Raw genomic sequence first — 25,974 nt, 5'->3', positions numbered from 1 at the left:
GGGGTCACGCCTCCTGCATCGGGATGCGTACGCCCCGCTCGGCGGCCACCTCGGCGGCGCGGTCGTAACCGGCGTCGACGTGCCGGATCACACCCATCCCGGGGTCGTTGGTCAGCACCCGCTCGATCTTCGCCGCCGCCAGGTCGGTGCCGTCGGCGACCGTGACCTGACCGGCGTGGATGGAGCGGCCCATCCCGACGCCGCCGCCGTGGTGGATGGAGACCCAGGTGGCACCCGAGGCGGTGTTGACCAGCGCGTTGAGCAGCGCCCAGTCGGCGATCGCGTCGGAGCCGTCGAGCATCGCCTCGGTCTCGCGGTAGGGCGAGGCCACCGAGCCGCAGTCGAGGTGGTCGCGGCCGATCACGATCGGTGCCGTGAGCTCGCCGGTGCGGACCATCTCGTTGAACTTCAGCCCGGCCAGATGGCGTTCGCCGTAGCCGAGCCAGCAGATCCGGGCCGGCAGGCCCTGGAAGTGGACGCGCTCCTGGGCCATCGTGATCCAGCGGTGCAGCCGCTCGTTGTCGGGGAAGAGCTCGAGGATCGCCTTGTCGGTGGCGGCGATGTCGGCCGGGTCACCCGAGAGCGCCGCCCAGCGGAACGGCCCCTTCCCCTCGCAGAAGAGCGGCCGGATGTAGGCCGGCACGAACCCGGGGAACTCGAACGCCCGGTCGTAGCCGCCCTTGCGGGCCTCGTCGCGGATGGAGTTGCCGTAGTCGAAGACCTCGGCGCCGGCGTCCTGGAACTCGACCATCGCGCGGACCTGGGCGGCCATCGAGGTCCGGGCCGCGTCGGTGAACCCGGCCGGGTCGCTCTCGGCCCGGGCCCGCCACTGGTCGAACGGGACCCCGATCGGCAGGTAGGCGAGCGGGTCGTGGGCCGAGGTCTGGTCGGTGACGATGTCGATCGGAGCACCGAGCAGCGCGGGGAAGATCTCGGCGGCGTTGCCGAGCAGCCCGATCGACAACGGGCGACGCTCGTCGCGCGCAGCCACCGCCAGGGAGAGCGCGTGGTCGAGGTCGTCGGCCTGGACGTCGAGGTAGCGGTGCTCGATCCGGCGGGTGATCCGGCTCTGGTCGACCTCGACGCAGATCGCGACGCCGTCGTTCATCGTGACCGCGAGCGGTTGCGCGCCGCCCATCCCGCCGAGTCCACCGGTCAGCGTGATGGTGCCGGCCAAGGTGCCACCGAACCTCTTGTCGGCCACGGCGGCGAAGGTCTCGAAGGTGCCCTGCAGGATGCCCTGGGTGCCGATGTAGATCCACGACCCGGCCGTCATCTGGCCGTACATGGTCAGGCCGAGCTCCTCGAGGCGACGGAACTCCTCCCAGTTGGCCCAGTCCCCCACCAGGTTGGAGTTGGCGATCAGCACCCGCGGCGCCCACTCATGGGTCCGCATCACGCCGACCGGCTTGCCCGACTGGACCAGCATCGTCTCGTCGGGTTCGAGGTCGCGCAGGGTGCGGACCAGGGCGTCGTACGCCTCCCAGCTGCGCGCCGCCTTGCCGGTGCCGCCGTAGACGACGAGCTCCTCGGGGCGTTCGGCGTTCTCCGGGTCGAGGTTGTTCATCAGCATCCGCAGCGGCGCCTCGGTCTGCCACGACTTCGCGGTCAGCTCGGTGCCGGTGGCCGCATGGATGGGCAGGCGCGGGTTGTGCGGGTCGTACGTCGTCATACGAGTGCTCCGATCACGGAAGCGACGGTGGCGCTGACCGAGCGGTCGGCCACGAGTCGATGGGCGGCTTCGATCTCGGGGGCAAGGAAACGGTCGGTGCCGGGGCCCCCGACCCCGGCCTCGCGCAGCAGCGTCACGACGGCGGCGGTCGCCGGGCTGGGCTCCAGCGGGGCCCGCAGCTCGAGTGCTCGGGCGGCCGTCATCAGCTCGATCGCCAGCACCCGGCCGAGACCGTCGACCGAGCGGCGCAGCTTCCGGGCCGCGGACCAGCCCATCGAGACGTGGTCCTCCTGCATCGCCGAGGACGGGATCGAGTCGACCGAGGCCGGGCTGGCGAGTCGCTTGAGCTCGGAGACGATCGCGGCCTGGGTGTACTGGGCGATCATCAGGCCCGAGTCCACCCCGGGGTCGTCGGCGAGGAACGGCGGCAGGCCGTGGTTGCGGGCCTTGTCCAGGAACCGGTCGGTGCGGCGCTCGGCGATCGAGGCGACGTCGGCGACGACGATGGCGAGGAAGTCCAGAACGTAGGCGACCGGGGCTCCGTGGAAATTGCCGTTGGACTCGAGCCGGTTCTCGGCGGGGAGGACCACCGGGTTGTCGACCGCGGCGGCGAGCTCGCGGGAGGCGACGGCCGCCGCGTGGGCGAGCGTGTCCCGGGCGGCGCCGTGGACCTGCGGGGAGCAGCGCAACGAGTAGGCGTCCTGCACCCGGTTGCAGTCCGGGCCACGATGCGAGGCCATCACCCCGGAGCCCTGCAGGATCGCGGTGAGGTTGGCCGCCGAGCGGGCCTGGCCGGGGTGCGGGCGCAGGGCCTGCAGCTCGGGGGCGAAGACCCGGTCGGTGCCGAGCTGGGCCTCGACCGACATCGCGGCGGCGATGTCGGCCACCCGGAGCAGGTCGGTGAGGTCGTGGATCGCGAGCACCAGCATGCCGAGCATGCCGTCGGTGCCGTTGATCAGCGCCAGGCCCTCCTTCTCCTGCGGCTCGACCGGCGCGAGCCCCGCGGCGGCGAGAGCCTCGGCGGCGTCGGTCAGCGTGCCGTCGGCGGTGTGCACCGGCCCCTCCCCCATCAGGGCGAGCGCGCAGTGCGCCAGGGGCGCCAGGTCGCCTGAGCAGCCGAGCGAGCCGTACTCGTGCACGACCGGGGTGATCTCCTCGGTGAGCAGCCCCGCCATCAGCTGGGCGGTCTCACGGCGGATCCCCGTGTGCCCGGTGGCCAGCGTCGACAGGCGCAGCAGCATCAGCGCCCGCACCACCTCGCGCTCGACCTCCGGCCCACTGCCCGCGGCGTGGGAGCGGACCAGAGAGCGTTGCAGCTGCTGGCGCAGCTCGGGCTGGATGTGCCGGGTGGCCAGGGCACCGAACCCGGTCGAGACCCCGTAGTGCGGAGTCTCCGACGCGGCGAGGTCCTCGATCACGGCCCGAGCGGCGTCGATCGCGGCGAGCGCGTCCGGGGCGAGCCTGACCCCGGCGCCGTAGCGGGCGACCGCCACCACGTCCTCGAACGAGAGAGCTGCACGGCCGACGTCGACGGGTTCCATGAGTTCATTAGACGTCCGCGCGGGGCGCGCGGGAATGCCCCGGAGGCTAGGTTGTGTCTCGGATCCGAGACTTTGGAGGAAGCCATGGCGCAGGTGCCCGCCGCCACCCGGACGCTGCGTGTGCTGCGCTACCTGGCGGCCCAGGCCGACCCCGTCTCACTGGAGGCGATCACCCGGGCCTGCGAGCTCCCGCGCAGCAGCGCCTACCACCTGATCAACGCCATGATCGAGGAGGGCTTCGTCACCCACCTCGCCGACGAGCACCGCTACGGGCTCGGCGTCGCGGCGTTCGAGGTCGGCAGCGGCTACGTCCGGCAGGAGCCGCTCCAGCGGATCGCCCGTCGACCGCTCGCCCACCTCGTCGACAGCACCGGACACAGCGCCCACCTGGCCGTCCTGCACGGCCGCGACGTGCTCTACGTCCTGGAGGAGCGGGCGCCGGGCCGGCCGCCGCTGGTCACCGACGTCGGCGTCCGGCTGCCCGCCCACCTGACCGCGTCGGGCCGGGCGATGCTCGCCCGGTTGCCGCTCGCCCAGGCTCGGGCGCTCTACCCCGATCGCGCCTCCTTCACCGACCGGACCGGCGTCGGACCGCAGTCACCGACCGCCCTGCAGGCGGTCCTGGCCGAGACCCGGCGGCGGGGTCATGCGGTCGAGGACGGCGAGGTGACGGCCGGTCTGGCCAGCGTCGCGGCCGCGGTGACCGACCACAACCACCATCCGGTCGCCGGGATCGCGCTCACCTATCCCGCCGGCGAGGCCGATCCGCAGGTGCTGGCCCGAGCCGTGGCACAGACCGCCGAGCAGGTCACCCGTCGGTTGCGGGGACGCTGATCGTCCGCGGCATCAGCAGACCCACGCCGAGCAGGCCCAGCGCGGTGATCGAGCAGGCCACGAAGACCGCGTGGATCGCGGGTTCGAGGACGTCGGCGGTCAGGTGCGTCAGGTCGGGCACGCCACCACCGAGGTGGGAGGCGACGACACCGTTGACGATCGCACCGAAGGCCGCGACCCCCACCGCGCTGCCGATCGAGCGGGAGAACATCGTCGACCCGGTCGCAACGCCGCGCTGCTCCCAGGAGACGGCCGACTGGGCCGCGATGATCGCCGGGCTGGCGACGAGCCCGAACCCGAGACCCATCGCGAAGCACGGCGCGGCGAGCACGATAAGCGGGCTCCCCGGGCCGACGAGGAGCAGCAGCGACGCCCCGGCGGCGGCGACCGCGCCGCCGATCAGCATCGTGGTGCGGAAGCCGAGCGTCAGGTAGAACCGGCCCGAGTTGGAGGCGGCGACCGGCCAGCCGACGGCGATCGCCGCCAGCGCGAGCCCGGAGGCGACCGCGCCGTGACCGAGCACGTTCTGGCCGTAGAGCGGTACGTACGTCGTCATCCCCATCATCAGCACGCCGACGAAGAGCGTGGTGATCATCGCCGCGACCACGACCCGGTGCCGGAACACCCACCCCGGCAGCACCGGTTCGGCCGCCCGTCGTTCGACGAGCGCGAAGACGACCAGCAGTACGACCGACGACACCAACAGCGTGATGCTGGTGCCCGACGTCCACGCCCAGCGCACGCCACCCTCGAGCAGGGCCAGCAGGAGCAGCAGGACACCGGCCGTCAGGAGGAGCGCCCCGGCGTAGTCGATCCGGTGCCGCTTGCGCTCGATGTTCTCGTGGAAGCCGCGCCAGAACATGACGGCCGCGGCCAGGCCGATCGGCAGGTTGACCAGGAACACCAGCCGCCAGGACAGGTAGTCGGCGAACAGGCCGCCCAGGGTCGGTCCGAGCACGGCGGAGATCGCCCACACGCTGGCGAGGTAGCCCTGCACCTTGGCCCGCTCGGGCACGGAGTAGAGGTCGCCGATGATGGTCTGGCCGATCGGCTGCACCGCGCCGGCACCGATCCCCTGGAGCGCCCGGAAGGCGATCAGCGAGGTCATCCCCCAGGCCAGCCCGCACATCAGCGAGCTGCCGACGAACAGGCCGATGCCGACCAGCATCACCGGCTTGCGGCCGTAGAGGTCGGCGAGCTTGGCGTAGATCGGCACCGTCACGGCCTGGGCCAGCAGGTAGACCGAGAACAGCCACGGGAACTGGGAGAACCCGCCCAGGTCCGCGACCACGGTCGGCACGGCGGTGGCGAGGATGGTCGAGTCGATCGCGACCAGGCACATGCTCAGCATCACCGCGAGCAGGACCGGCCCGCGTTCGCTGCGCAGCCCGACGCTGGCGCGGGTGATCTCGCCGCTCGCCGTCCCGCCGGCCGGTCGCGTCACCGGCGAGGCTCGGCGTACAGCGTGACCGCGTACCCCTCGGCGGGATCGAACTCGTGCCAGTCCCAGGTGCCGTAGCGCATCACGGCGTCGAGCCCGAGGACACCGAACGCGGCGTCGACGTCGGACAGGAGCGTGACCGGGCATCCGGCCGGCAGGTGCGCGGCGTCGGTGCCGAAGCCGCAGACCACCACGCCGCCGGGGACGAGGTGGTGGATCGCCTGCTCGACCGCGTGGGTCATCGTGCCCGGCTCGAGCAGGGGGATCGTGTTCCCCGCGAGCAGCACGACGTCGAACGTCTCGCCCAGGTCGAAGGTCGCGAGGTCGGCGAGCCGCCAGTCCAGGTCGGGGGCGTCGGCGCGGGCCTGGTCGAGCATGGTGGCGTCGACGTCGACCCCCACGACGTCGTACCCGAGCTCGGCGAGCCGGATCGCGACCCGGCCCGTGCCGCAGCCGGCGTCGAGCACCCGCGCGGGTGCGGGGTGCAGGTCGGCGATGAACGCCGCCTCGCCGTGGATGTCCTGACCCTGGGCCGCGAGGTCGCGGAAGCGGGCAGCGTAGACCGCCGCGTAGTCCTGGCCGGCTCCCTCACGGGCGATCCGCTCCCACCGTGTGCTCACGTCGCCCATCCTCCCAGCAGCGACCGGCGGGTTCACGCCGAGGCTCGGTCCCGGCGCGGATCCTTGAGGTCGACGGTCTGCAGCAACCAGAACAACGCGAACAGGCCGAGCAGACCGATCTCGGTGGCGAGCAGCGCGAACCGCCACTCCCGCAGCAGTGCGCCACTCACCCCGACCACCACCATCGCGAGCACGACACCCCAGTACGCCGCGTCGTACCGGGTCCGGCTCGCACTCGCCTCCCGGGCGATCACCCGGACGCCCCAGTCGGTGTTGAGCACCACGACCCCGGCGAACGGCAGGAAGACGAAAACCGCGGCGAGCGCGTGCGCGTTCGCCGCGAAGGAGTCGCGGTCGATCGTCAGCCAGGCCACCCCGACCGCCCAGGCGAGCGCGGTCGAGACCATCCCGATCAGCACCCAGGCACTCGGCCGTCCCGGGGTCCTCGCCAGGGCGACGACCACCACGACGAAGCCGACCGCCAGGACGGCGAGGTAGGTGAAGGAGTTGTTGGTGATCGCGTTGACGTCAGGGACGCGGCCCTCCTCCGGGGTCGGGACGAAGGCGACCATCGGCGCCGAGATCCCCGCCAGGTTGAGGCAGACGTCCTCGGCGTCGGTGAACCCGCGCAGGGCGACCAGGCAGACCCCGATCGCACAGAGCGCTCCGATGAAGATCGGGCCGGCGGCGGTGTAGTAGTACGAGCTGATCGAGGTCTGCCAGCCGTCGCGCAGGGTCTCGGCGGCGATGGAGATGGCCAGGGCGAGCAGCAGGGCGAGCAGCGCCGCTCGCACGTAGCGATACGTCGTGACTTCGGCCGTGACCGCGACCCGAGAGGCGGACATGGGACGAATCTAGTCCGCCGCACCGCCCTCGTCGCGGGTCAGGACAGCGCGTCGGGGCGTGCCTCGGCGAGGACCGCAGCCCGGTCGTCGGCCAGCACGAAGCCCGCGGCGATCGCCTGACGGGTCGCCACGGCGTAGGCACCGAGGTAGCCGTCGACCGAGCCGTAGTGCGCGAGCAGGTCGGCGCTCGGGATCGGCAGGCTGCGGCCGAACAGGGCACAGATGATGCTCACCCCGGGGGCGGCGATGCCGCTGAGCACCTGGACGGGCGCATCGACCGCTGGGGTGCGGACGCCGCCGAGCACGTTGCCCCAGGCGTCGGTGCGGAACCGGTGACCCTCGGCCTCGTCCGGCTCGGTCTCGAGCCGCGGCGCGGTGGGCGGTGCGACGCCGTCACGGCACCAGGCATCCAGCGCGCGCAGTCCCGCCCGCAGCACGAACGCCTGCTGACCACGGTTGACCGGGTCCGGGCAGCCCAGCAGCTCCTCGAACTCCCCGATCTGCCACCGGTCGGCGTGCGCGGTCCCGGCGATCTCCCAGAGCCGGACGTGCTCGGCATCGGGCTGCCGGGCGGGCAGGTAGTTCAGTCGGGTCGAGATGACGTCGGTCTCGGTCTGGACGATCAGGACGGGAACGTCGGTGCGGATCGGGACCGCCTCGCTCCTGCGTACGTCGTCGAGGTCGATGCCGCAGCCCGGCCGGCCGTGCCCCAGCGCAGCGCCCCCACGACTGTGGATCAGGAAGCCGTCGAAGAGCGCGACCTGCGGGTGCACGTCGTTGACGTAGGTGGTCAGCGCGAAGGCCGACTGGGACTCACCGACCGCGAGCAGCACCTCGATCGGCCAGTCGAGCAGCGGGCCGTCCGGGGCGGCCAGGGCCGCGCCGACGGCGGTGTAGATGCCGTAGCAGTAGGCGTCGCCGGGGTGGGAGAGCCGACCGAACCGCTCCGGCAGCCGGTGGCGCAGGCCGCTCTCGGACTGGCCCGGGAGGTCACCGACGACGGCCCTGCCACCCTCCACGCCGACGTACTGCGCCGAGACGCCGACCCAGGCATGACCGCGACGGACGACCTCCTCGCCCAGGTAGGTGTAGTCCGGCGCGGCATCGTCGCCGCTGCTGACGTTGAGCCACTCGACCAGCACCGTGCCGCTGAAGTCGGCGGGATCGGCGGGCCGGCGGACGACGACCCGGGTCGCGAAGGGCGCCGCAGCGGCGTCGGTGGAGGACTCGGCGGTGCCGGAGGCGACGTACTCGTGCTCCTCGTAGCCGCGTGCGGCCAGGTCCGGGCCGGGGGTGGCCGCGAGGAGCTGGCTCGGCGCGGCCGGGAGGGGGCCGAAGGTCAGTGGCTCACGCACAGTGCTCAAGGTACGTGGTGGCAGCGGACCACGACGCCCTCGATCTCGCGGCGCGGCGGAGCCTCGGAACGGCAGATCGCGGAGACGGCGTGACACCTCGAGGTGAACGCACATCCGGCGGGACGGTCCGAAGGGCTCGGGGGGTCCCCCTTGATCTCGATCACCTCGCGCGCGGCACCAGGGTCCCGTCGAGGGACCGAGGCGATCAAGAGCTGGGTGTACGGGTGCTGGGGGTCACCCACCACCTGCTCGGCCGGTCCCTCCTCGACGATCTGCCCGAGGTACATCACCCCGATCCGGTCCGCGACACTGCTGACCACTGCCAGGTCGTGCGCGATGAGGAGGTACGAGACCCCACGTTCCGCCTGCAGGTCGGCGAGCAGGTTGAGCACCTGCGCCTGCACCGAGACGTCGAGGGAGGCGACCGGTTCGTCGAGGACGAGGAGCTTCGGGTCGAGCGCAAGTGCGCGCGCGATCACCACTCGCTGCCGCTGGCCGCCGCTGAGCTGGGACGGGTACCGCGAGGCCATCGACGGGTCGAGCCCCACGGCTTGGAGCTGCGCATCGACATCCCCCGTCGGACGCCCCGCGATGCTGAAAGGCTCGGCCAATGTCTGGCCGATGGTGAGACGCGGAGAAAGCGCGGCGAGCGGGTCCTGGAAGACGAACTGGGTGTGATTCCGCCGCGGCCGGAGAGCCCTTCGGGCGAGTCCGGAGACCTGCTCACCGGACCAGGTCACGGTGCCCCGGTCGAGTGGTCCGAGCATCGATGCGATCCTCGCAAGGGTCGACTTGCCGCACCCGCTCTCCCCCACCAGGGCATAGGTCTCGCCCGCATCGATCCGCAGAGTCACGTCATCGAGGGCGACGAGTGGGCGGCTGCCGCGTCCCGCGGTCGCGAACCGGCGCGAGACACCGTCGAGCTCGAGGACCGCGCTCATGAGACACCTTCCCGGGCACTCGGCCCCACCTGTTCCTGCGACGACTCGCTGCCGATCTCTGGAAGGGGGTGCCAGCACCTCGACCATCCCCCGTCCGACTGCTCCGACCGCCCGATCGGCGGCGGCGGCTCGGCGCAGGCGGCGTCTGCGAGGTCGCACCGTGCGGCGAAGGCGCACCCCTGCGGCCAGGTCCCGGGCAACGGCGGTCGGCCCGCCATGGCACTGAGCCGGCGCCGGCCGGGTATGAGCACCGGTCGACTGGCCAGGAGCCCCCTGGTGTACGGGTGCCGCGGTGCGGAGAAGACCTCCTCGACGGTGCCGTGCTCGACAATCTGGCCGGCGTACATCACGGCCACCCGGTCGGCCACCTCCGCCACCAGACCGAGGTCGTGCGTGACGATGAGCGCCGCCCGGCCCTGCTCCCGGGTAGCCCGCCGGATCACCTGCAGGACCTGGGCCTGCACCGTGACATCGAGTGCGGTCGTGGGCTCGTCGGCGACCAGCAACGCCGGGTTGTTGGCCAGCGCCATCGCGATCGCGATCCGCTGGCGCATGCCACCCGAGAGCTCGTGCGGGTAGGCCCGGGCACGACGCGCCGGATCAGGAACGCCGACCTGGGTGAGCAGCTCGACGACCCGCTCCCGGTGCCTGCTCCTCCGGCCACCTCGGTGCAACTGGAGGGCTTCGGCGACCTGGTCACCGACGCGTTGGAGGGGGTTGAGGGCACTCAGCGGGTCCTGGAAGACGGTGCCGACGACACCGCCACGAACCCGCCGCAGGGTGGAATCGTCAGCCCCGACCAGCTCGGTCCCGTCGAGGGTGACCGATCCGCGGGCGATCCGGACTCCAGGGCCCGCAAGGCCGAAGGAGGCCATGCAGGTGACCGACTTCCCCGAGCCGGACTCCCCGACGAGGCCGACCACGGAACCGGCCTCGACCACGAGAGAGACACCCCGGACGAGGGTGACCGGCCGCAGCGGGTCGCCCGCCTCCAGCCACAGGTCGTCGATGGTGAGCAGTGCACTCATCAGGCGGACACCTCAGCGCGTTCGGACCGATCGTCGGGAGCCGGTTCGGGTTCACGACCCTCACCAGCGGCAGGCACGGCTCCGGTGTCGACGTGCCACAGCCGGCGGAGGCCGTTGCCGAGCCCGTTGGCGCAGACGACGGTCAGCACGATCATCAGGGAGGGCCAGGCGGCGATCCACCAGGCGGTCTCCAAGTAGACAGTGCCGTCGGACATGATGTTGCCCCAGGACGGGGTGGGGGGCCTGACGCCGAGTCCGAGGAACGAGAGCGCGCCTTCGATCACGACCAGGGCGCCGATGCTGAACGACCAGACGACGAGCACCACGGGGATCACCTGAGGCAGGACGTGACGCCGCATCAGGTAGCCCGGGCAAGCACCAGCGCCTGCAGCGGCCACGACGTAGTCCTCACTTCGCGCCCGTTGCGCGATGGTGCGTGCCACCCGGGTCGGCAGCACCCAGCCGCCGAGGATGAGCAGGCCGATCAGGACCGGCAGGTCCGAGCCGACGACCGCGACCGCAGCGAGGGCGAGAACCATGAAGGGGAATGCGAGCCAGATGTCGGCGAATGCCGTCACCATCCGGTCGAACCACCCGCCCCAGAAACCCGAGATGACACCGAGCGCGGTGCCGATGATGACAGCGCCCGTCGCCGCCAGCAGTCCGACCTCGAGGGAGACCCGGCCGCCTTCGAGCGTGCGCGAAAGCATGTCGCGACCGAAGGCGTCGGTGCCCAGCGGACTGCCCGGGAGCGATCCCTCCATCCAGAACGGCGGCTTGAGCCGCTGCGACAGGGCCTGCTCGCCGGCCTGGTCGTCCAGCAGCGCCGGCCCGAGGAAACACCCGAGCGTGAGCAGGACCAGAAATCCGAGTGACGTCCAGAGTGAGACCCGCTGCCAGCGCACGCTCATGGCGTCCGTCCTCTCGCCGTGCGCGGGTCGATCGCGCGCACCAGGACGTCGCCCAGCAGGTTCACCACGATGACGACCACACCGATCACGAGGACCGCGGCCTGCACGATGGGGTAGTCGCGAGCGAAGATCGCGTCCACGAGCCGCTTGCCGATGCCGTTGTATGCGAAGAGCACCTCGACCACGACAGCTCCCGAGATCAGGTAGGAGACCTCGACGACCAAGGCCGACGCGACGGCCGGAAGCGTGTTGGGCAGAGCATGCCGCCACAGGACCCGCCGCGTCGACGCGCCCTTGGCGTACGCAGTGCGGAGGTAGTCCTGCTCGCTCCCCTGCTCCAGCTCGGCAGCCACCATCCGAGCCGTCCTGGCCACCCCGAAGGCAGCCAGGGCGATCGTCGGCATCACCAGTGTCGCCGCGGAGCCGCTGCCGTAGGCGGGAAACCAGCCCAGGCGTACGGCGAGGACGTAGATCAGACCGACTCCGAGGACGAACGACGGGACCGCCTGGGCGAGCGTCATGGTGAGGCTGACCCCACCGCGGACCAGGGGCCGGCTCCGGTGGAGGAGCACACCGCACGGAATGCCGACGAGCACCGCCATCAGCATCGTCGAGGTGACGAGGACGAGGGTGGCCGGCAGCACCTCCAGCACCGCGCGGAGCGCGGGCTCGCCGGAGAAGACCGAGGTGCCGAAGTCGAGACGGAGGACGTCGCCCAGGAAGGTGGCGTACTGGGCCAGCAGGGGATCGTCCAGGCCGAGCTGGGCCCGAACAGTGGCGAGCTGCTCGGCGGTCGCGGTCGGGCCTGCCAGCACCGCGGCCGGGTCGCCGCTGAGGCGAACGAGGAAGAACAGCAGTGTGAGCAGGCCCAACAGAGTGAGGAGGAGTCGCGCGGTGGTGAGCGCGGCCGGCCGCCAGTCGAACCGGCGGCCGACCGCGGTGTCGTCGACCTCAGTCGCGGTCGACGACACCGTGGTCGTGTCAGTGCTCATTCGGTGACGGTGATTTCCTCAGCCCGCACGAGGCTGTCGCCGCCCAGCGGAAGGTCACCCACGCGCGGGGCCGACGAGTAGACGGTGTCCGGCCACGCCAGGAAGAGGACGCCGGCCTCGTCGTTGAGGATCTTCGCCATCTCCTGGATGTCCGACTCACGGGTCTTCGGGTCCATCTCACCGGCCTGCTTGGTGAAGAGCTCCTGATACTGGTTGACCGGGATGTGGGCCTGCTGGCCGGGCGCGGTCGGGCCGAACCGGCTGACCGAGCTGATGTCACGCAGGTCGTAGTAGTCGGTCTGCCAGTACAGCAGCGGGTACTCGCTCTTCATCAGGAGCGTCGGGATGAACGCCGACAGGTCCTGGAGCACGACCTCGCTCCGGAATCCGACCGCGTTGAGGTAGCCGGCGACCGCTTCGGCCTGAGCCTTGAAGAGCGCAGTCGTGGCGATCGGGAGCTTGAGCCCCTTCACGCCCGCCTCGTCGACCAGCTCCTTCGCACGGTTGAGGTCGTACTCGAAGGACGGGAGCGAGTCGTCGAAGCCGACGTAACCCTTCTGCAGCAGCTGGCTGCCGTTCGGCGTTCCGAAACCACCCAGGGCGGCCTCGACGAACTCGTCGCGGTTCACCGCCATGTTGATCGCCTCGCGCACCCGCGGGTCGGCGAGCTTCGGCTCAGCATCGGCGATGAGGCTGGTGATCGCGGCGGAACCGGCAGGCTGGGCGGTGGTGGTGAAGTCGTTGGCCTCGAGCTGGGTGACGACGTCTGCGGGAAGGCCGTAGGCGATGTCGACCGCACCCGTGCGCAGGGCGCTCGCCAGAGTGGTCGGGTTCGGGATCGCCTCGATGGTGAGGTCCTTGACCGACTCGCTCGCCCGCCACGACGTGTCGCTGCGGGTGAGCTCGATCTTCACGCCCTCCTGGTAGTCGACGACCTCGAACGGGCCCGATCCGGCCGGGCGATCCTTGCCGAAGGTAGCGGGGTCGACGATGTCGAAGAGGGTCATCCGGTTGAGCAGGATCGGGTCGGCCGACTTCGTCACCACGCGGAGTACGTCGGCCGAGACCGCGGTCGCGTCCTTGACCGTGGACAGTCGGCCCGCGACATTGGCGTAGGCGGGGTTGCCGGACAGGACGTTCTTGATGTTGGCCGCGACGGCTGCCGCATCGACCTTCGCTCCCGTGCTGAACGTCGCGTCGCCGCGGAGGGTGAACTCCATGGTGGTGTCGTCGACGCGCTTCCACGCAGTCGCGATGCTCGGCTGAATCTCGCCGTTGGCATCGAAGACGACCAGCTGGTCGAAGACCTGCTTGGCGTAGGTCCGGCCCACGGATGACAGGGCCGCGGTGGGGTCGAGGCTGTTGCTGATCGCCGTGCTCGCGATGGTGACGTGAGCGTCGTCGACTTCCTGGCCGGCGGAGCTGGAATCAGATCCGCCGCACGCGCTCAGGGCCAGTGCCAGGGAGGCGACGCCGAGCACCGCGAGTCGGGGCCGAAGGCCGTGGTGAGGGAGGTTCCAAGCAGAGCGCATCGAGAAGATATCCCTTCGACAGGGCCGAACTGCACCGGCCATATATTATATGGAATATAGATAGCGCTAATTCGGCTGCGATCGCGTCGAAATCCACCGGTGTCTCACCATGCAGGCACTCGCGGGCACAAATACCGTCCGAACATGCGAACACGCCCCAGGACCGAAGTCCTGAGGCGTGCTTCAGGCGCGCCGGACGTGTGCGACCCGGATCAGCGGCAGGCGTCGAGCCACGCGTTGATCGCGACCAACGCCTCGGGCTCGTCGAGCCACGGCGAGTGACCACGCCCGGGGACGACGGCCTCGATCAGGTCGGGACGGTGCGCCTTCATCCGGTCGGCGATCTCGTCGTTGACGACGTCGGAGTTCGCACCGCGGACCAGCGCGACCGGGAGGCCGTCGAGCGACTCGAACCACGTCCACAGGTCCCAGAGGGGGGCGGCACCCGGAGTCGTGGCCGCAGCGAACAACGCTTCGGCGGCACGCTTGAGGTTGATGTCGAAGGTGAGCGCCAGACCGTTCGGGGTCTGGTGGTAGAGGAACTGGATCTCGTCCTCCCAGCGACCCTCCGGCACGTCGGACCAGCCGGTGAGGTTACGCGCGCGGTCGGCGGCGCCCTGGGCGTAGGTCCGGGCCGGCGGGATCTGACCCAGAGCTGACTGCTGGTTCCCGGCACCGCGCGGGATCATCCCGGCACCGATGTCGTTGAGGCAGACCCCGATGACGCGGTCCTTGGCGAAGCTGCCGAGCTCCATCGCCAGCGCACCGCCGCGGGAGGTGCCGAGGAAGGCCGCCTTCTCGATGCCGAGGACGTCGAGCAGCTTCACGACGTCCTTGGCCTCCTGGTGGGTCAGGTAGGTCTCCCACGGGGCGTAGTCCGAGGCGCCGCGGCCACGCAGGTCGACCCGGATCTGACGAACACCCTGCAGGTGCGGCGCGAGGTACTTGTAGTCGATCCCGTTGCGGTTGATCCCACCGATCATGACCAGCGGCATCCCCTCACCCTCGTCGTCGCTGTAGGCGAGCTGGAGGCCGTCCTCCGAGGTGTAGTACTTCAGCGTGCTGGTGTAGTCCTCGATCATGCCCATCGGAGCATTCTTCCTTCCGTCGGTGGTGTGTGGGTGGTGCTGGGTCAGGCTTCGGTCTGGGTGACCTTGTTCAGTCCGCGCGGACTGTCGGGGTCGATGCCGCGCAGGTGCGCCAACGACTCGGTGACGAGCTGGCCGGGGATGGTCGCGACCAGCGGGCTGAGGGCCTCCGGCAGGGCAGGAAGCGCGATGTGGTGCTCCACGGCCCGGGCGAAGTCGGTGTCGCCGCCGATGCCGTGCACCCGGAGGCCCTGCGCCCGGAACCGTCGGGCCAGAGCGCTGAACTCACCGAGCAGCGGTCCCTCCGACGGCGCGATCACCACGACGTGGCCGCCGGGGCCCGTCGCCGCGATCGGGCCGTGCAGCAGGTCCGCGTACGACATCCCCGCGGCGTTGAGGTAGCACGCCTCCTTGAGCTTGAGCGCCATCTCGAGAGCGTTCCCCATCAGGTAGCCACGGCTGGTCACGACGAGTCCGGACTCCTCGCGCAGCTCCGCGGCCAGCTCGGCGGCCGCGTCGGCGACCGACAGCGTCTCGGCGATCGCGTCCGGGATCTGTTCGAGCTCCTCGAGCAGCGGGTCGGGCCCCGACAGGGACAGACCGAGCACGGCGAGTGCGGTCAGCTGAGCGGTGTAGGTCTTGGTCGCCGGGACGGCGAGCTCGGGTCCGGCCTGGGTGACCAGGGCGAGATCGGCCTCCTCGGCCAGGGTCGAGCCGGCCCCGTTGGTGACGGCGACGGTCGCCGCACCGCACGACTGCGCCCACCGCATCGTCTCCAGGATCTCGGCGGTCTCCCCGGACTGGGAGACAGCGACGGCGAGCACGTCGGAGAGGTCCAGTCGAGCGTCGTAGACGGTGGCCAACGACGGCGAGCCGAGGCTGGCGTGCCGTCCGGCACGGACCGAGCACAGGTACTGGCCGTACATCGCGGCGTTGTCGGAGGTGCCGCGCCCGAGGAACATCACCCGGCGGGTGCGGCGACCCAGGGCTTCGATCTCACCGGTCAGCGGCAGCAGCGCGTCGAGCGTGCCGGCCGCAGCGGCGGGCTGTTCGGCGATCTCCCGACGCATCGCCGTGGTGCGGGCTTCAGGTTCGGTGTGGTGGGCGGTCATGGGTTCTCCCTCGAGGTAGCAGGCAGTCCGACGCCCGGGTTGAGGATCCCGCTCGGATCCAGGGCGTCCTTGAGTCGGTGGTGGATGTCGGTCGAGACCGGACCGAGCTCGCGGTCGAGCCAGCCGGTCTTGAGCCGACCGACGCCGTGCTCCCCGGTGGCGGTGCCACCCAGGTCCAGGGCGGCGGCGATCACGGAGTCGAACGCGTCGCTCACCCGCGCTGCCGCGCTGTCGTCGGAGGGGTCGTAGATGATCGTCGGATGCAGGTTGCCGTCCCCGGCATGCCCGAAGACACCGATCGTGAGGCCGGTGCGCTGGCTGATCCGCTCGATCTCCTCGATCAGCTCGACCAGCCGCGACGGGGGTACGGCGACGTCGTCGAGGATCCAGCCACCGAGCCGTTCCAGCGCGGGCAGCGCTTGGCGGCGCGCCTCCATCAGCATCGCGCTCTCGGCTGGGTCCTCCGAGGACACGGCGTCGACCGCCCCGTGGGCCCGGCACAGCTCAGCGAAGCCTTCGACGTCGGCGGTGGCGGTGGCGGAGTCGCTCTGCAGCAGCAGCATCGCGGCCGCACCGTCGCTCACACCCATCCCGGTGAGGTCGTCGATCGCTGCCAGCGTGGTGCGGTCGAGGATCTCGACGGCGGACGGCGAGTGCCCGCCGGTGAGGACGGCGGCGACGGCCTCTCCGGCCGCGGCCAGGGTGGCGAAGGTCGCGACCACGGTCGCCGCGGGTGCGGGTCGGGGCACGAGTGACAGGGTGATCTCCGTGATCACGCCGAGCGTCCCCTCGGAACCGACGAAGAGCTGGGTCAGGTCGTAGCCGACGACACCCTTGATCGACCGGGTCCCGGTGCGCAGCACCCGACCATCGGCCAGCACGACCTCGAGCGCCCGGACGAAGTCGCCCGTGACGCCGTACTTCACGCAGCACATGCCGCCGGCGTTCGTGGCGACGTTCCCGCCGATGCTGCAGAACTCCACGCTGCCGGGGTCCGGCGGATAGAACAGTCCGGCATCGGCCACCGCGGCACGGAGGTCGGCGGTGATCGCGCCGGGCTGCACGACCGCCAGCCGGTCGAGCGGGTTGATCTCGAGGATGCTGGCCAGACGTCGGGTGGAGAGGATCAGACAGCCGTCGACCGCTGCCGCCCCGCCGGAGAGACCACTCCCGGCACCGCGGGTGATCACCGCGACGCCGTACTCCCCGGCGAGGCGCAACGTGCTGGCCACCTCGCCCGTCGACGCCGGACTCACCAGCGCCAACGGACGACCCGCGCCGGACCACGAGGATTGGTCGGTGCGGTAGGCCCCGAGGATGTCGGGGTCGGTGACCACCGTTCCCGCGGGCAGCTCGGCGTCGAGCGCCGCGAGGAGGTCGTCAGATCGGGTCATGAGCGGACGTCGTACCGGCGCAGCGCCGCACGGACCGAGTCGCCGTTGGACCGGAGGGCCTCTTCGGCCTGGCCGGCGTCGACGCCGGCCAGCAGCATCACGATCGCGATCTTGGGGCTGTTCCCGGAGGCACGCAGGGCCTCGTCGACGCTGCGCTCGTCGGCCTCCGTGGCCGCGACCACGATCCGCCGGGCCCGGTCGACGAGCTTCTCGTTCGTCGGCTGAACGTCGACCATCAGGTTCCGGTAGACCTTGCCGAGCTGCACCATCGAGACGGTCGAGAGCATGTTGCAGACCAGCTTCTGCGCCGTACCCGCCTTGAGTCGGGTGGAGCCGGTGAGCACCTCGGGGCCGGTGTCGACCTCGATCGCGACCTCGGCGTGCTGGCTGATCACGGCTCCGGGGTTGCACGCCACAGAGACCGTCCGAGCACCGATCGAGCGGGCGTGGTCGAGTCCGCCGATCACGTACGGCGTGCGACCGCTGGCCGCGAGACCGACCACGACGTCGCGCGCCGAGAGCCCGACGGCGTCGAGGTCGGCAGCGGCGGTGAGGTCGTCGTCCTCGGCACCCTCGACCGCCTGCAGGAACGCACCGGAGCCTCCGGCCATCACGGCGATGACGGTCGCCGGGTCGGTCCCGAACGTCGGCGGGCACTCGACGGCGTCGAGGAGCCCGAGCCGGCCGCTGGTGCCGGCGCCGAGGTAGATCAAGCGACCACCGGCGTCGAGGGCGTCGCTGATCAGTCCCACGGCGCGGGCGATCTCGGGGAGCGCCGTCGCGACCGCGGCCGGGACGCTCCGGTCGGCGTCGTTCAGGAGGGTCAGGGCGTCACCGATCGACAACATGTCGAGCTCTTCGGAAGCAGCTGAGGCTGTCTCGGTGCGGAGTCGGCCGATCTGCACGATGGTGTCCTTCTCTAGTGGTTCGGGGGTGTTCAGGGTGTGGTCGAGTACCCGGCGTCCTGGTGGGGAGACCGGTCGGTGTGGTGGGGAGGGTCAGTCGGCTGTCAGGCCGGGGCCGCCCTGCGTCGGAGGAGTGGTTCGTGCGGGAGCCCTCGGCCGGTGGCCAGCAGGAGGGCGCCCTCCAGGGCGTTCCCCTCGGGCTCCCTGATCGCCGCGAACGGTTCCGCCGCCGCGAGCGCCGTACCGAAGGACGCCCGGAACTCCGGATCGCCGAAGACGCCGCCCAGCAGGGCGAGGTCGACGGGGACCGCAGCACCGGGATCGCGACAGGTCTCGATCGCAGCCCGAGCGGTGGAGACGAGCTCCCCGACCGCCTGCTCCCGGATCCTGACCGCCGCCGGGTCGCCCACACGTGCGGCGCCGAGCACCTCCGTGGCGAAGGAGGCGATCACCGCAGGCGGGTTCGCGTGCCCGTGGACCCGACCGGGAAGCGCGTCGAGATCTCCGAAGTGCTCGCCGGCGGCCGCGGCCAGGACGGCCGAGCCCCCGCGTCCGTCGTGGTGGCGCAATGCGGCGTCGAGGCCGGCGCGACCCAGGGCGTATCCGCTGCCGTGATCGCCGAGCAGGTAACCCCAGCCGTCGATCACGTCGAACGCCCCGTCCGAGGCGATCGAGAGCGCGACGGTCCCGGTGCCGACCGCGAGCACGACACCGGACCGGCCACCCAGAGCGCCTGCGTGCGACATGGTCATGTCGCTGGCCACGGTCAGCTCGGCCCGGGGAAAGGTCCGCGCCAGCGCGTCGAGCAGGCCCTCGGCACGCTCTCCGGCCGGGCCGGCGTCGGGCGCCGTCCGCCCGAGTCCCGCGGCGCCGACCACCACGACGTCCACCGCACCCGGGTCGACCAGCTGACGCGCTGCGTCGTGGATGGTGTCGGAGGCGGCCGACAGTCCGGCCGGATCGGCCAGGCCACGAGCACCGTCGGCCTCACTGAGGGTGCGGCTCCCGTCGGGCCGCTGCAGCAGGGCGCGGCACCCGGTCTTGCCGAGGTCGATCGCGAGGATGCTCATGCTGTCGCCTCCTGGAGCACCAGCGGGACACCGCCGATGAGGACGTCCTGGACGCCGAAACGCTCGTCGAGGAGGACCAGGTCGGCGTGGCGCCCGACGGCGATGCGGCCGACGGTGTCGCTCAGGCCGAGGGCGTCCGCCGGCGCTGCCGTGGCAGCGCGGAGCGCGTCAGCCGGGTCGACTCCGGCCGCGATCGCGGTGGCGACCGCGCGATCCATCGTCAGCGTGCTCCCCGCGAGGGAGCCGCCGTCGCTCAGCCGGGCCTCGCCGTGGGTGACGACGACCTGCTGGCCGCCGAGCAGGTAGGTGCCGTCGGCGTCACCCGCGGCCGCCATCGCATCGGAGATGAGGGCGACCCGGTCAGCTCCTGCGACGGCGAAGGCGTGCCGGAGGACCGCCGGATGCAGGTGGACACCGTCGGCGATCAGCTCCACGGTGACGTCAGCGTGTCCCAGTAGCGCGGCGACCGGACCGGGCTCCCGGTGGTGCAGGGGCGGCATCGCGTTGAACAGGTGGGTGGCCACGGTGGCGCCGGAGCCGATCGCACCGTCGACCTGGTCGTAACTGGCGTCGGTGTGGCCGATCGCCACCCGCACGCCGGCGCCGACGAAACGCTCGATCGCCTCGGCGGCGCCGGGCAGCTCCGGGGCGATCGTGATCATCACCAGGCCGCCGGCTCCCGCTTCCAGGAGCCTGTCCACGTCCGTCGGGGTCGGGGCGACCAGCAGCGCCGGATCGTGGGCGCCGCACCGACCGCTGGCCAGGAACGGGCCCTCGAGGTGGAGGCCCAGCAGACTCCGCCCGTCGACGTACGGCGACAGCGCAGTGAGGGCCGCCACGAGTCCGTCCACGGAGTCAGTCACCAGGCTGGCGACCATGGACGTGGTGCCGTGCCGTCGGTGAGTGGCCAGCACCGCGCCGATCGCCTCGGGGGTCGCCGTCTGGAAGTCGGCGCCTCCCCCGCCGTGGGCGTGGATGTCGACGAAGCCGGGGCTGATCACCGGCACGGTGCGGGCTCCGGCCGGCGCCGGCCCCTGCTCCACGCGGGTGATCAGCCCGTCAACGATCTCGATGAATCCTGGAACGAGGTCGCCGCCGAGCAGCAGCCGACCGCCGAGAACGGCGTCGACTCCCGAGATGCTGGTCGCGGTAACGGTCATGACTGCTGCTCGTCCTCGGCTGTTCCTGGAGTGGGGACCACCGGCACGGGGAGCAGCGGGTTCTCCGCCGTCACCGGGAACAGGCAGGCCGCCTGGTGCAGGCCGTCGCTGAACGCATCCAGCTCCGGTCGGGTCTCAGCGCACTCCGCCTGCGCCCGCGGGCAGCGGGTGCGGAAGGTGCAGCCCGACGGCGGGTTGGCCGGCGACGGCACGTCGCCGGTGAGCACGATCTGCTGCCGGGAGGCGGCAAGGTCGGGGTCCGGCAGGGGGATCGCGGAGAGCAGCGCCGTGGTGTACGGGTGCGTCGGGTCGTCGAAGACCTGCGCCCGCGTGCCCGTCTCGGCCACCCGACCGAGGTACATCACCGAGACCCGGTCGGAGATCTGCTTGACCACCGACAGGTCGTGCGCGATGAAGATGTAGGTCAGACCGAGGTCGCGCTGCAGGTCGCTGAGCAGGTTGATGATCTGTGCCTGGACGGAGACGTCGAGGGCGCTGACCGCCTCGTCGCAGATGATCAGCTTCGGCTTCAGGGCCAGGGCGCGGGCGATGCCGATCCGCTGACGCTGGCCGCCGGAGAACTCGTGCGGGTGCCGGTCGATGTGGTCGGCGTTGAGGCCCACCATCTCGAGCAGCTCGATCACCTGCGGGCGGTGCGGTCCCTTGATCCCGTGCGCCTTGAGCGGCTCGGCGACGATCTCGCCGACCGTCATCCGCGGGTTGAGCGAGGCCTGCGGGTCCTGGAAGACGATCTGCATCTGGCGACGGATCGCCAGCATCTCCTTGCGGGACAGACCGAGGATGTCCTGGCCCTCGAACAGCACCTGGCCACTGGTCGGCTCGACCAGGCGCATCAGCATCCGGGCCAGGGTGCTCTTGCCACAGCCGGACTCGCCGACCAGACCCAGGGTCTCCCCCGGGTAGAGGTCGAACGAGACACCGTCGACGGCCTTCACGTGACCGGTGACCTTGCGCAGCACCCCCGAGTGGATCGGGAAGTGCATCTTGAGGTCGCGGACCGACAGCAACGGGGTCTGCTCCACCCCGGACTGAGCGGCCGAGGTCAGCTGCGTGGTGCTCATCGCTGGTTCCCTTCCGTGACGCGCTGCTCCCGGAGGGCCCGGACCTCGGGCACCGACAGCAGGCAGGCCGAGGCGTGGCCCGGCTCCTTGATCTCCAACGTAGGACGGGTCTCGTGACAGGCGTCGTGCACGAACGGGCACCGGGCCGCGAAGCTGCACCCGGGGGGCAGGTTCAAGGGTGACGGCGGCTGACCGGGGATGTCGATCAGACGTCCCTCCCCGGCGGTGTCCAGGCGCGGCACCGACTGCAGCAGCGAGACCGTGTACGGCATCTGCGGGTCGTAGAAGAGGTCCCGGGTCGGGGCGTGCTCAACGATCCGCCCGGCGTACATCACAGCGACGGAGTCGGCCATGCTGGCCACCACACCGAGATCGTGGGTGATCATGATGATCGCGGTGCCGAACTTGCGCTGCAGGTCGCGCATCAGCTCCAGGATCTGGGCCTGGATGGTGACGTCGAGCGCCGTGGTGGGCTCGTCGGCGATCAGCACCTTGGGATTGCAGGCCAGGCCGATCGCGATCATCACGCGCTGCCGCATGCCGCCGGAGAACTCGTGCGGGAACTGCTCGGCCCGCCGCTCGGGGTTGGCGATGCCGACGTTGCGCAGCACCTCGACGGTACGGCGACGGGCCTCCGTCTTCGTCATTCCCTGGTGGATCCGGAGGGTCTCGGCGATCTGCTCGCCGACCTTGACCACCGGATTCAGGCTGGTCATCGGGTCCTGGAAGATCATCGCGACGTCGTTGCCGCGGATCCGCTGGAGCTCCTTGTCCTTCATCGCGAGCAGGTTCTTGCCGTCCAGCCGGACCTCTCCGCCGACGTACTCGCACGGGGGCTGGGGGTTGAGCTGCATGATGCTCAGTCCGGTGACGGACTTGCCGCTGCCGGACTCACCGGCCAGGGCGAGGGTCTCGCCCTCGTCGACGGAGAACGTGACGCCGTCGACGGCCTTGAGCACGCCGGCGCGGGTCCGGAAGTGGGCTTGGAGGTTCTCGACTTCGAGGAGTGCCATGTCAGTGCTCGATCCTGGTCACGGGATGTAGGTCTTGGGGTCGGACACATCGCGCAGGAGGTCCCCGATGATGTTGATCGAGATCGTGGTCAGCATGATCGCGATGCCCGGGAAGACGGCGATCCACCAGGCGCTGCCGAGGAAGCCCTGACCCTCGCTGAGCATGCCGCCCCAGGTCGGGATGGTCGGCGGGACCCCGAGGCCGAGATAGCTGAGCGATGCTTCGGCGATGATCACGGCCGCGACCTGGAGGGTGGCGATCGTCGCGATCGAGGCCATCACGTTGGGGAGCAGGTGACGCACGGCGATCCGGGTCTGGGTCACCCCGATCGCGTTGGCGGCCAGGACGAACTCACGCTCGCGCAGGCTGAGCACCTCCGAGCGAACGATCCGTGCGTAGCCGACCCAGCCGGTCACACCGAGGATGATGATGACCCGCCAGAAGCCGGAGCCGAAGGCCGCGATCACGGCCAGGGCGAGCAGCAGGGACGGGATCCCGAGCTGGACGTCGGCGAGCCGCATGATGACGGAACCGACCCGACCGCCTCGCTGACCGGCGATCAGTCCGGCGGTGGTGCCGATCACGCCGGAGAGGATGGTCGCAGCGACGCCGACGAGGAGGGACACCCGAGCGCCGTAGATGAGCCGGCTGAGCACGTCACGGCCCAGCTCGTCGGTCCCGAGCGGCATGCCGGGGACCGCGCCGTCCAACCAGAACGGCGGCCGCAGGCGCAGCGTCAGGTCCTGGGTGGACGGATCGTGGGGCGCGACGATCGGGGCGAACAGCGCCACGATCACGATCAGGGCGAGGACGAGGATCGCGCCCATGATGACGACGTTGCCGGAGATGGAGGCGCGGGTGCGCTGCCAGGTCTGATTGCTCATGGAAGTGGCCTCTCAGTCCAGCCGGATGCGGGGGTCGAGGAATGTGTAGGAGATGTCCACCAACAGGTTCACGAAGACGAAGATGATGGCGAGGATCAGGACGATGCCTTGGACCAGGGCGTAGTCGCGGTGGTCGATCGCATCGACCATCAGCGTTCCCACGCCGGGCCAGGCGAAGACCTTCTCCGTCAGCACCGCGCCGCCGAAGAGCGAGCCGATCTCGAGGCCGATCACCGTCACCGTGGGAAGCAGGGCGTTCCGCATCGCGTGCCGGGTCACGACGCGGGAGCGGGCGACGCCCTTGGCCCGCGCCGTCCGGACGTAGTCCTCGTTGAGCACGCCGAGCATCGAGGAGCGGAGCAGTCGCGCCACCATCGCCATCAGGTAGAAGCCCATCGTGATGGCCGGGAGGACGACCGAGGTCGGACCCTCCATGCCGCCGGTGGGGAACCAACCGAGCTCCACGGCGAAGACCAGCACCAGCAGGATGCCGACCCAGAACGCGGGCGTCGACTGGCCGATCAGGACGATCAGGGTGACGACACCTTCGATGAAGCTGCCGCGCTTGACCGCGGCGATGATGCCGGCCGGGATCGCGATCAGCATGGCGAAGACGAATGCGACACCGCTGAGCAGCATGGTGGCTGGGAGTCGGTCGGCGATCAGCTCGCTGACCGGCGCGTGGTAGTAGTTCGAGGTGCCGAGGTCGAGGTGGAGCACGTCGCCCAGGTAGCGGAAGTACTGCACGATCAGCGGCTGGTCGATGCCGAGATGGCGCCGCATCTCCTCGATCGCCTCCGCGCTGGCGTTCGGGTTGTACTTCAGACTCATCGGGTCACCCGAGAGTCGGGTCAGGATGAACACCAAGGTGGCGACGCCGAACACGACGAGGAGCGCGTGTCCGGCACGGCGGAGCAGATACGACAGCATGAGGTGGCCTCCTGTTCCAGGCTGTGCGTTCGCGGGGGGGTGGGCCCGGGACCGGTGTCCCGGGCCCACCGCGGGCGGATCAGAAGTGCGCGTTCTCCATGGTCAGCAGACCGATGAGGTTCGGCGTCCAGTCCAGGTCCTTGTTCACCGCGTACATGTTGTTGATCTGGTACATCGAGCCGAAGTAGGCGTTGTCCTTGAGCAGGTTCTGGATCTCGAAGGAGTCCTTCTCCTGCGCGACCGGGTCGCCGTTGACGGTGAGGTCGGCCATCGCCGCGTCGACCTTGGCGTCGGTGAACCGGGACATGGTGCCGTCACTGCCGACGAAACCGAAGAACGAGCTCCAGGCGTTGAGCGCCCACGGCGTGTTCGCCAGGACGAACATCGGCGCCAGCTTGCCCGCACGAGGGCTGCTGAGCTCCTTCTCGAAGGTGCCCGGGTCCAACGTGTCCAGGGTGACGTCGATGCCGACCTTGGCCAGGTCGGAAACGATCGCCTGGGAGATGGTCGCGTCGGCGGCCGTGGTGCTGAGCTTGGTCTTGAAGCCGTCAGCGAAGCCGGCCTCGGCCAGGAGGCTCTTGGCCTTCTCCGGGTCGTACTCGTACGGCGTCACCGAGGCGTCGAACGCCTGGCTCTGGCTCGGCATCGTGGTGGCGGTGCGCTCGGCGTAGCCACCCTTGAGGGTCGCAACGATGGTGTCCATGTCGACGGCGTGGTTGATCGCCTGGCGAACCTTGACGTTCTCCAACGGCCCGCCCTGGTCGGCGTCCAGGGAGAGCATGAAGGTCCGCACACCCGGGACGGCGCGCACGTCGATCTTGGAGTCACCCTTGAACTCGGCGGCGGTGTCGGCGTCGATGTTGCTGTTGACGTCGATCTCACCGGCGCGCAGGGCGGCGGCCGCATCGGCAGCGTTCGGGATGTTGCGGAAGACCAGGTTGTCGATCTTCGGGACCTCACCCCAGTAGGTGTCGTTCGCCTTGAGCGTGACGCGGTCGCCGCGCTTCCAGCTGACGAACGAGAACGGGCCGGTGCCGACCGGGTTCTCGGCGAAGTACTCGGCGCCCTTCTCCGTCACGTACTTCGGCGGGATGATCGCGCCGATGAACAGCGACAGCTGCGACGGGAGGTAGGGGTCGGGGTAGGCCAGCGAGAACTCGACGGTGTCGTCGTCGACGACCTTGACGCCGGTCATCAGACCACCGGCCGAGAGCGGCGAGTGGGTCTCCGGGTCGTTGAGCCGGTCGAAGGTGAACTTCACTGCCTCGGCGTTGAACGGCTCACCGTTCTGGAACGTGACGTCGTGGCGCAGGTCGAACTGCCACTTCGAACCGTCCCCGACCGGCTTCCAGCTGGTGGCGAGCTCGGGCTGGACCTGACCGTCGTCGTCGACCTTGGTGAGGAAGTCGAAGATGTTGGACAGGACACTCATGTCCGTCATCGTCCCGGTGCCCATCTGCGGGTCCAGGGTGCTGACGTCCACACCCTGGGACACCGTGACGGTGTCCTTGGCGGAGCCGCTGGCGGTGTCACCGCTGCCGCAGGCGCTGGTGACGAGGGCCGCCACGGCGAGCATGGCTACTCCCGTCATGCGGGCGCGACGGGGTAGGGAAAGCCTGTTCA

23 protein-coding genes are annotated in these 25,974 nt (G+C 70.6%); 1 reads left to right on the top strand and 22 read right to left on the bottom strand.

The genetic code is table 11. The features are described 5' to 3' along the window. Positions 1–4: 4 nt before the first annotated feature. On the bottom strand, positions 5–1,672 hold the full coding sequence (gene hutU / locus ACZ5J1_RS18705; RefSeq protein ID WP_464561269.1) for a urocanate hydratase: 1,668 nt from the start codon (positions 1,670–1,672) through the stop codon (positions 5–7). After that, positions 1,669–3,213 carry a histidine ammonia-lyase gene (gene hutH, locus ACZ5J1_RS18700; RefSeq protein WP_464561267.1) on the bottom strand — a complete coding sequence of 515 codons (1,545 nt, stop codon included), beginning with the start codon at positions 3,211–3,213 and terminating at the stop codon, positions 1,669–1,671. Before hutH ends, hutU begins: the two co-directional genes overlap by 4 nt. Before the next feature lie 84 nt (positions 3,214–3,297). On the opposite strand from hutH, the gene ACZ5J1_RS18695 reads away from it, so the two are divergent. After that, positions 3,298–4,047 (top strand): IclR family transcriptional regulator, encoded by a 750-nt coding sequence (locus ACZ5J1_RS18695; RefSeq protein ID WP_464561265.1) that lies wholly within the window; start codon positions 3,298–3,300, stop codon positions 4,045–4,047. Here ACZ5J1_RS18695 and ACZ5J1_RS18690 read toward each other — a convergent pair. The 20 genes from ACZ5J1_RS18690 to ACZ5J1_RS18595 all read right to left on the bottom strand — a co-directional run bounded on the left by ACZ5J1_RS18690 (position 4,022) and on the right by ACZ5J1_RS18595 (position 25,927). After that, complete coding sequence (locus ACZ5J1_RS18690) at positions 4,022–5,491, bottom strand: MDR family MFS transporter (protein WP_464561263.1); 1,470 nt, start codon at positions 5,489–5,491, stop codon at positions 4,022–4,024. The genes ACZ5J1_RS18695 and ACZ5J1_RS18690 overlap by 26 nt on opposite strands. Further along, positions 5,488–6,108: a class I SAM-dependent methyltransferase gene (locus ACZ5J1_RS18685; RefSeq protein ID WP_464561261.1), complete on the bottom strand. Its 621-nt coding sequence runs from the start codon at positions 6,106–6,108 to the stop codon at positions 5,488–5,490. The genes ACZ5J1_RS18690 and ACZ5J1_RS18685 overlap by 4 nt, the downstream gene beginning before the upstream one ends. 32 nt (positions 6,109–6,140) lie before the next feature. After that, complete coding sequence (locus ACZ5J1_RS18680; RefSeq protein WP_464561259.1) at positions 6,141–6,953, bottom strand: hypothetical protein; 813 nt, start codon at positions 6,951–6,953, stop codon at positions 6,141–6,143. Between the two features lie 38 nt (positions 6,954–6,991). Beyond that, positions 6,992–8,308 carry an alpha/beta hydrolase domain-containing protein gene (locus ACZ5J1_RS18675; RefSeq protein WP_464561257.1) on the bottom strand — a complete coding sequence of 439 codons (1,317 nt, stop codon included), beginning with the start codon at positions 8,306–8,308 and terminating at the stop codon, positions 6,992–6,994. 5 nt (positions 8,309–8,313) lie between these two features. Continuing rightward, the gene (locus ACZ5J1_RS18670) at positions 8,314–9,249 is read right to left on the bottom strand and encodes an oligopeptide/dipeptide ABC transporter ATP-binding protein (protein WP_464561255.1); all 936 of its coding nucleotides are present in this window, start codon (positions 9,247–9,249) and stop codon (positions 8,314–8,316) included. Continuing rightward, entirely contained in the window at positions 9,246–10,277 is a 1,032-nt protein-coding gene (locus ACZ5J1_RS18665; protein ID WP_464561253.1) for an ABC transporter ATP-binding protein, read from the bottom strand. Before ACZ5J1_RS18665 ends, ACZ5J1_RS18670 begins: the two co-directional genes overlap by 4 nt. Next, positions 10,277–11,188, bottom strand: coding sequence for an ABC transporter permease (locus ACZ5J1_RS18660; RefSeq protein WP_464561251.1), 912 nt, complete (start codon positions 11,186–11,188; stop codon positions 10,277–10,279). The genes ACZ5J1_RS18665 and ACZ5J1_RS18660 overlap by 1 nt, the downstream gene beginning before the upstream one ends. Further along, positions 11,185–12,180: an ABC transporter permease gene (locus tag ACZ5J1_RS18655; RefSeq protein ID WP_464561249.1), complete on the bottom strand. Its 996-nt coding sequence runs from the start codon at positions 12,178–12,180 to the stop codon at positions 11,185–11,187. The genes ACZ5J1_RS18660 and ACZ5J1_RS18655 overlap by 4 nt, the downstream gene beginning before the upstream one ends. Beyond that, a complete protein-coding gene (locus ACZ5J1_RS18650; protein ID WP_464561247.1) occupies positions 12,177–13,712 on the bottom strand; it encodes an ABC transporter substrate-binding protein in 1,536 nt (511 codons plus the stop codon). Before ACZ5J1_RS18650 ends, ACZ5J1_RS18655 begins: the two co-directional genes overlap by 4 nt. Positions 13,713–13,924: 212 nt before the next feature. Continuing rightward, positions 13,925–14,800, bottom strand: a complete 876-nt coding sequence (locus tag ACZ5J1_RS18645; protein ID WP_464561245.1) for an alpha/beta fold hydrolase — start codon at positions 14,798–14,800, stop codon at positions 13,925–13,927. A 44-nt stretch (positions 14,801–14,844) separates the two neighbouring features. Continuing rightward, positions 14,845–15,912, bottom strand: a complete 1,068-nt coding sequence (locus ACZ5J1_RS18640) for an SIS domain-containing protein (RefSeq protein ID WP_464561243.1) — start codon at positions 15,910–15,912, stop codon at positions 14,845–14,847. After that, positions 15,909–17,306, bottom strand: a complete 1,398-nt coding sequence (locus tag ACZ5J1_RS18635; protein WP_464561241.1) for an FAD-binding oxidoreductase — start codon at positions 17,304–17,306, stop codon at positions 15,909–15,911. Before ACZ5J1_RS18635 ends, ACZ5J1_RS18640 begins: the two co-directional genes overlap by 4 nt. Beyond that, positions 17,303–18,214 carry an N-acetylmuramic acid 6-phosphate etherase gene (gene murQ, locus ACZ5J1_RS18630; protein WP_464564818.1) on the bottom strand — a complete coding sequence of 304 codons (912 nt, stop codon included), beginning with the start codon at positions 18,212–18,214 and terminating at the stop codon, positions 17,303–17,305. Before murQ ends, ACZ5J1_RS18635 begins: the two co-directional genes overlap by 4 nt. A gap of 101 nt (positions 18,215–18,315) precedes the next feature. Then, on the bottom strand, positions 18,316–19,281 hold the full coding sequence (locus ACZ5J1_RS18625) for an N-acetylglucosamine kinase (RefSeq protein WP_464561239.1): 966 nt from the start codon (positions 19,279–19,281) through the stop codon (positions 18,316–18,318). Next, positions 19,278–20,441: an N-acetylglucosamine-6-phosphate deacetylase gene (nagA, locus tag ACZ5J1_RS18620; RefSeq protein ID WP_464561237.1), complete on the bottom strand. Its 1,164-nt coding sequence runs from the start codon at positions 20,439–20,441 to the stop codon at positions 19,278–19,280. Before nagA ends, ACZ5J1_RS18625 begins: the two co-directional genes overlap by 4 nt. Further along, positions 20,438–21,523, bottom strand: a complete 1,086-nt coding sequence (locus tag ACZ5J1_RS18615; protein WP_464561235.1) for an ABC transporter ATP-binding protein — start codon at positions 21,521–21,523, stop codon at positions 20,438–20,440. Before ACZ5J1_RS18615 ends, nagA begins: the two co-directional genes overlap by 4 nt. Next, on the bottom strand, positions 21,520–22,536 hold the full coding sequence (locus tag ACZ5J1_RS18610) for an ABC transporter ATP-binding protein (RefSeq protein ID WP_464561233.1): 1,017 nt from the start codon (positions 22,534–22,536) through the stop codon (positions 21,520–21,522). Before ACZ5J1_RS18610 ends, ACZ5J1_RS18615 begins: the two co-directional genes overlap by 4 nt. An 18-nt stretch (positions 22,537–22,554) precedes the next feature. Continuing rightward, the gene (locus ACZ5J1_RS18605) at positions 22,555–23,421 is read right to left on the bottom strand and encodes an ABC transporter permease (protein ID WP_464561231.1); all 867 of its coding nucleotides are present in this window, start codon (positions 23,419–23,421) and stop codon (positions 22,555–22,557) included. A gap of 12 nt (positions 23,422–23,433) precedes the next feature. Then, a complete protein-coding gene (locus ACZ5J1_RS18600) occupies positions 23,434–24,351 on the bottom strand; it encodes an ABC transporter permease (RefSeq protein ID WP_464561230.1) in 918 nt (305 codons plus the stop codon). Between the two features lie 79 nt (positions 24,352–24,430). After that, a complete protein-coding gene (locus ACZ5J1_RS18595) occupies positions 24,431–25,927 on the bottom strand; it encodes an ABC transporter substrate-binding protein (RefSeq protein ID WP_464561228.1) in 1,497 nt (498 codons plus the stop codon). Positions 25,928–25,974 lie beyond the last annotated feature (47 nt).

This window comes from Nocardioides sp. JCM 18999, from assembly GCF_055391175.1.
Note: the sequence above shows the minus strand (reverse complement) of the source record. Positions and strands in the feature narration are given on the sequence as shown.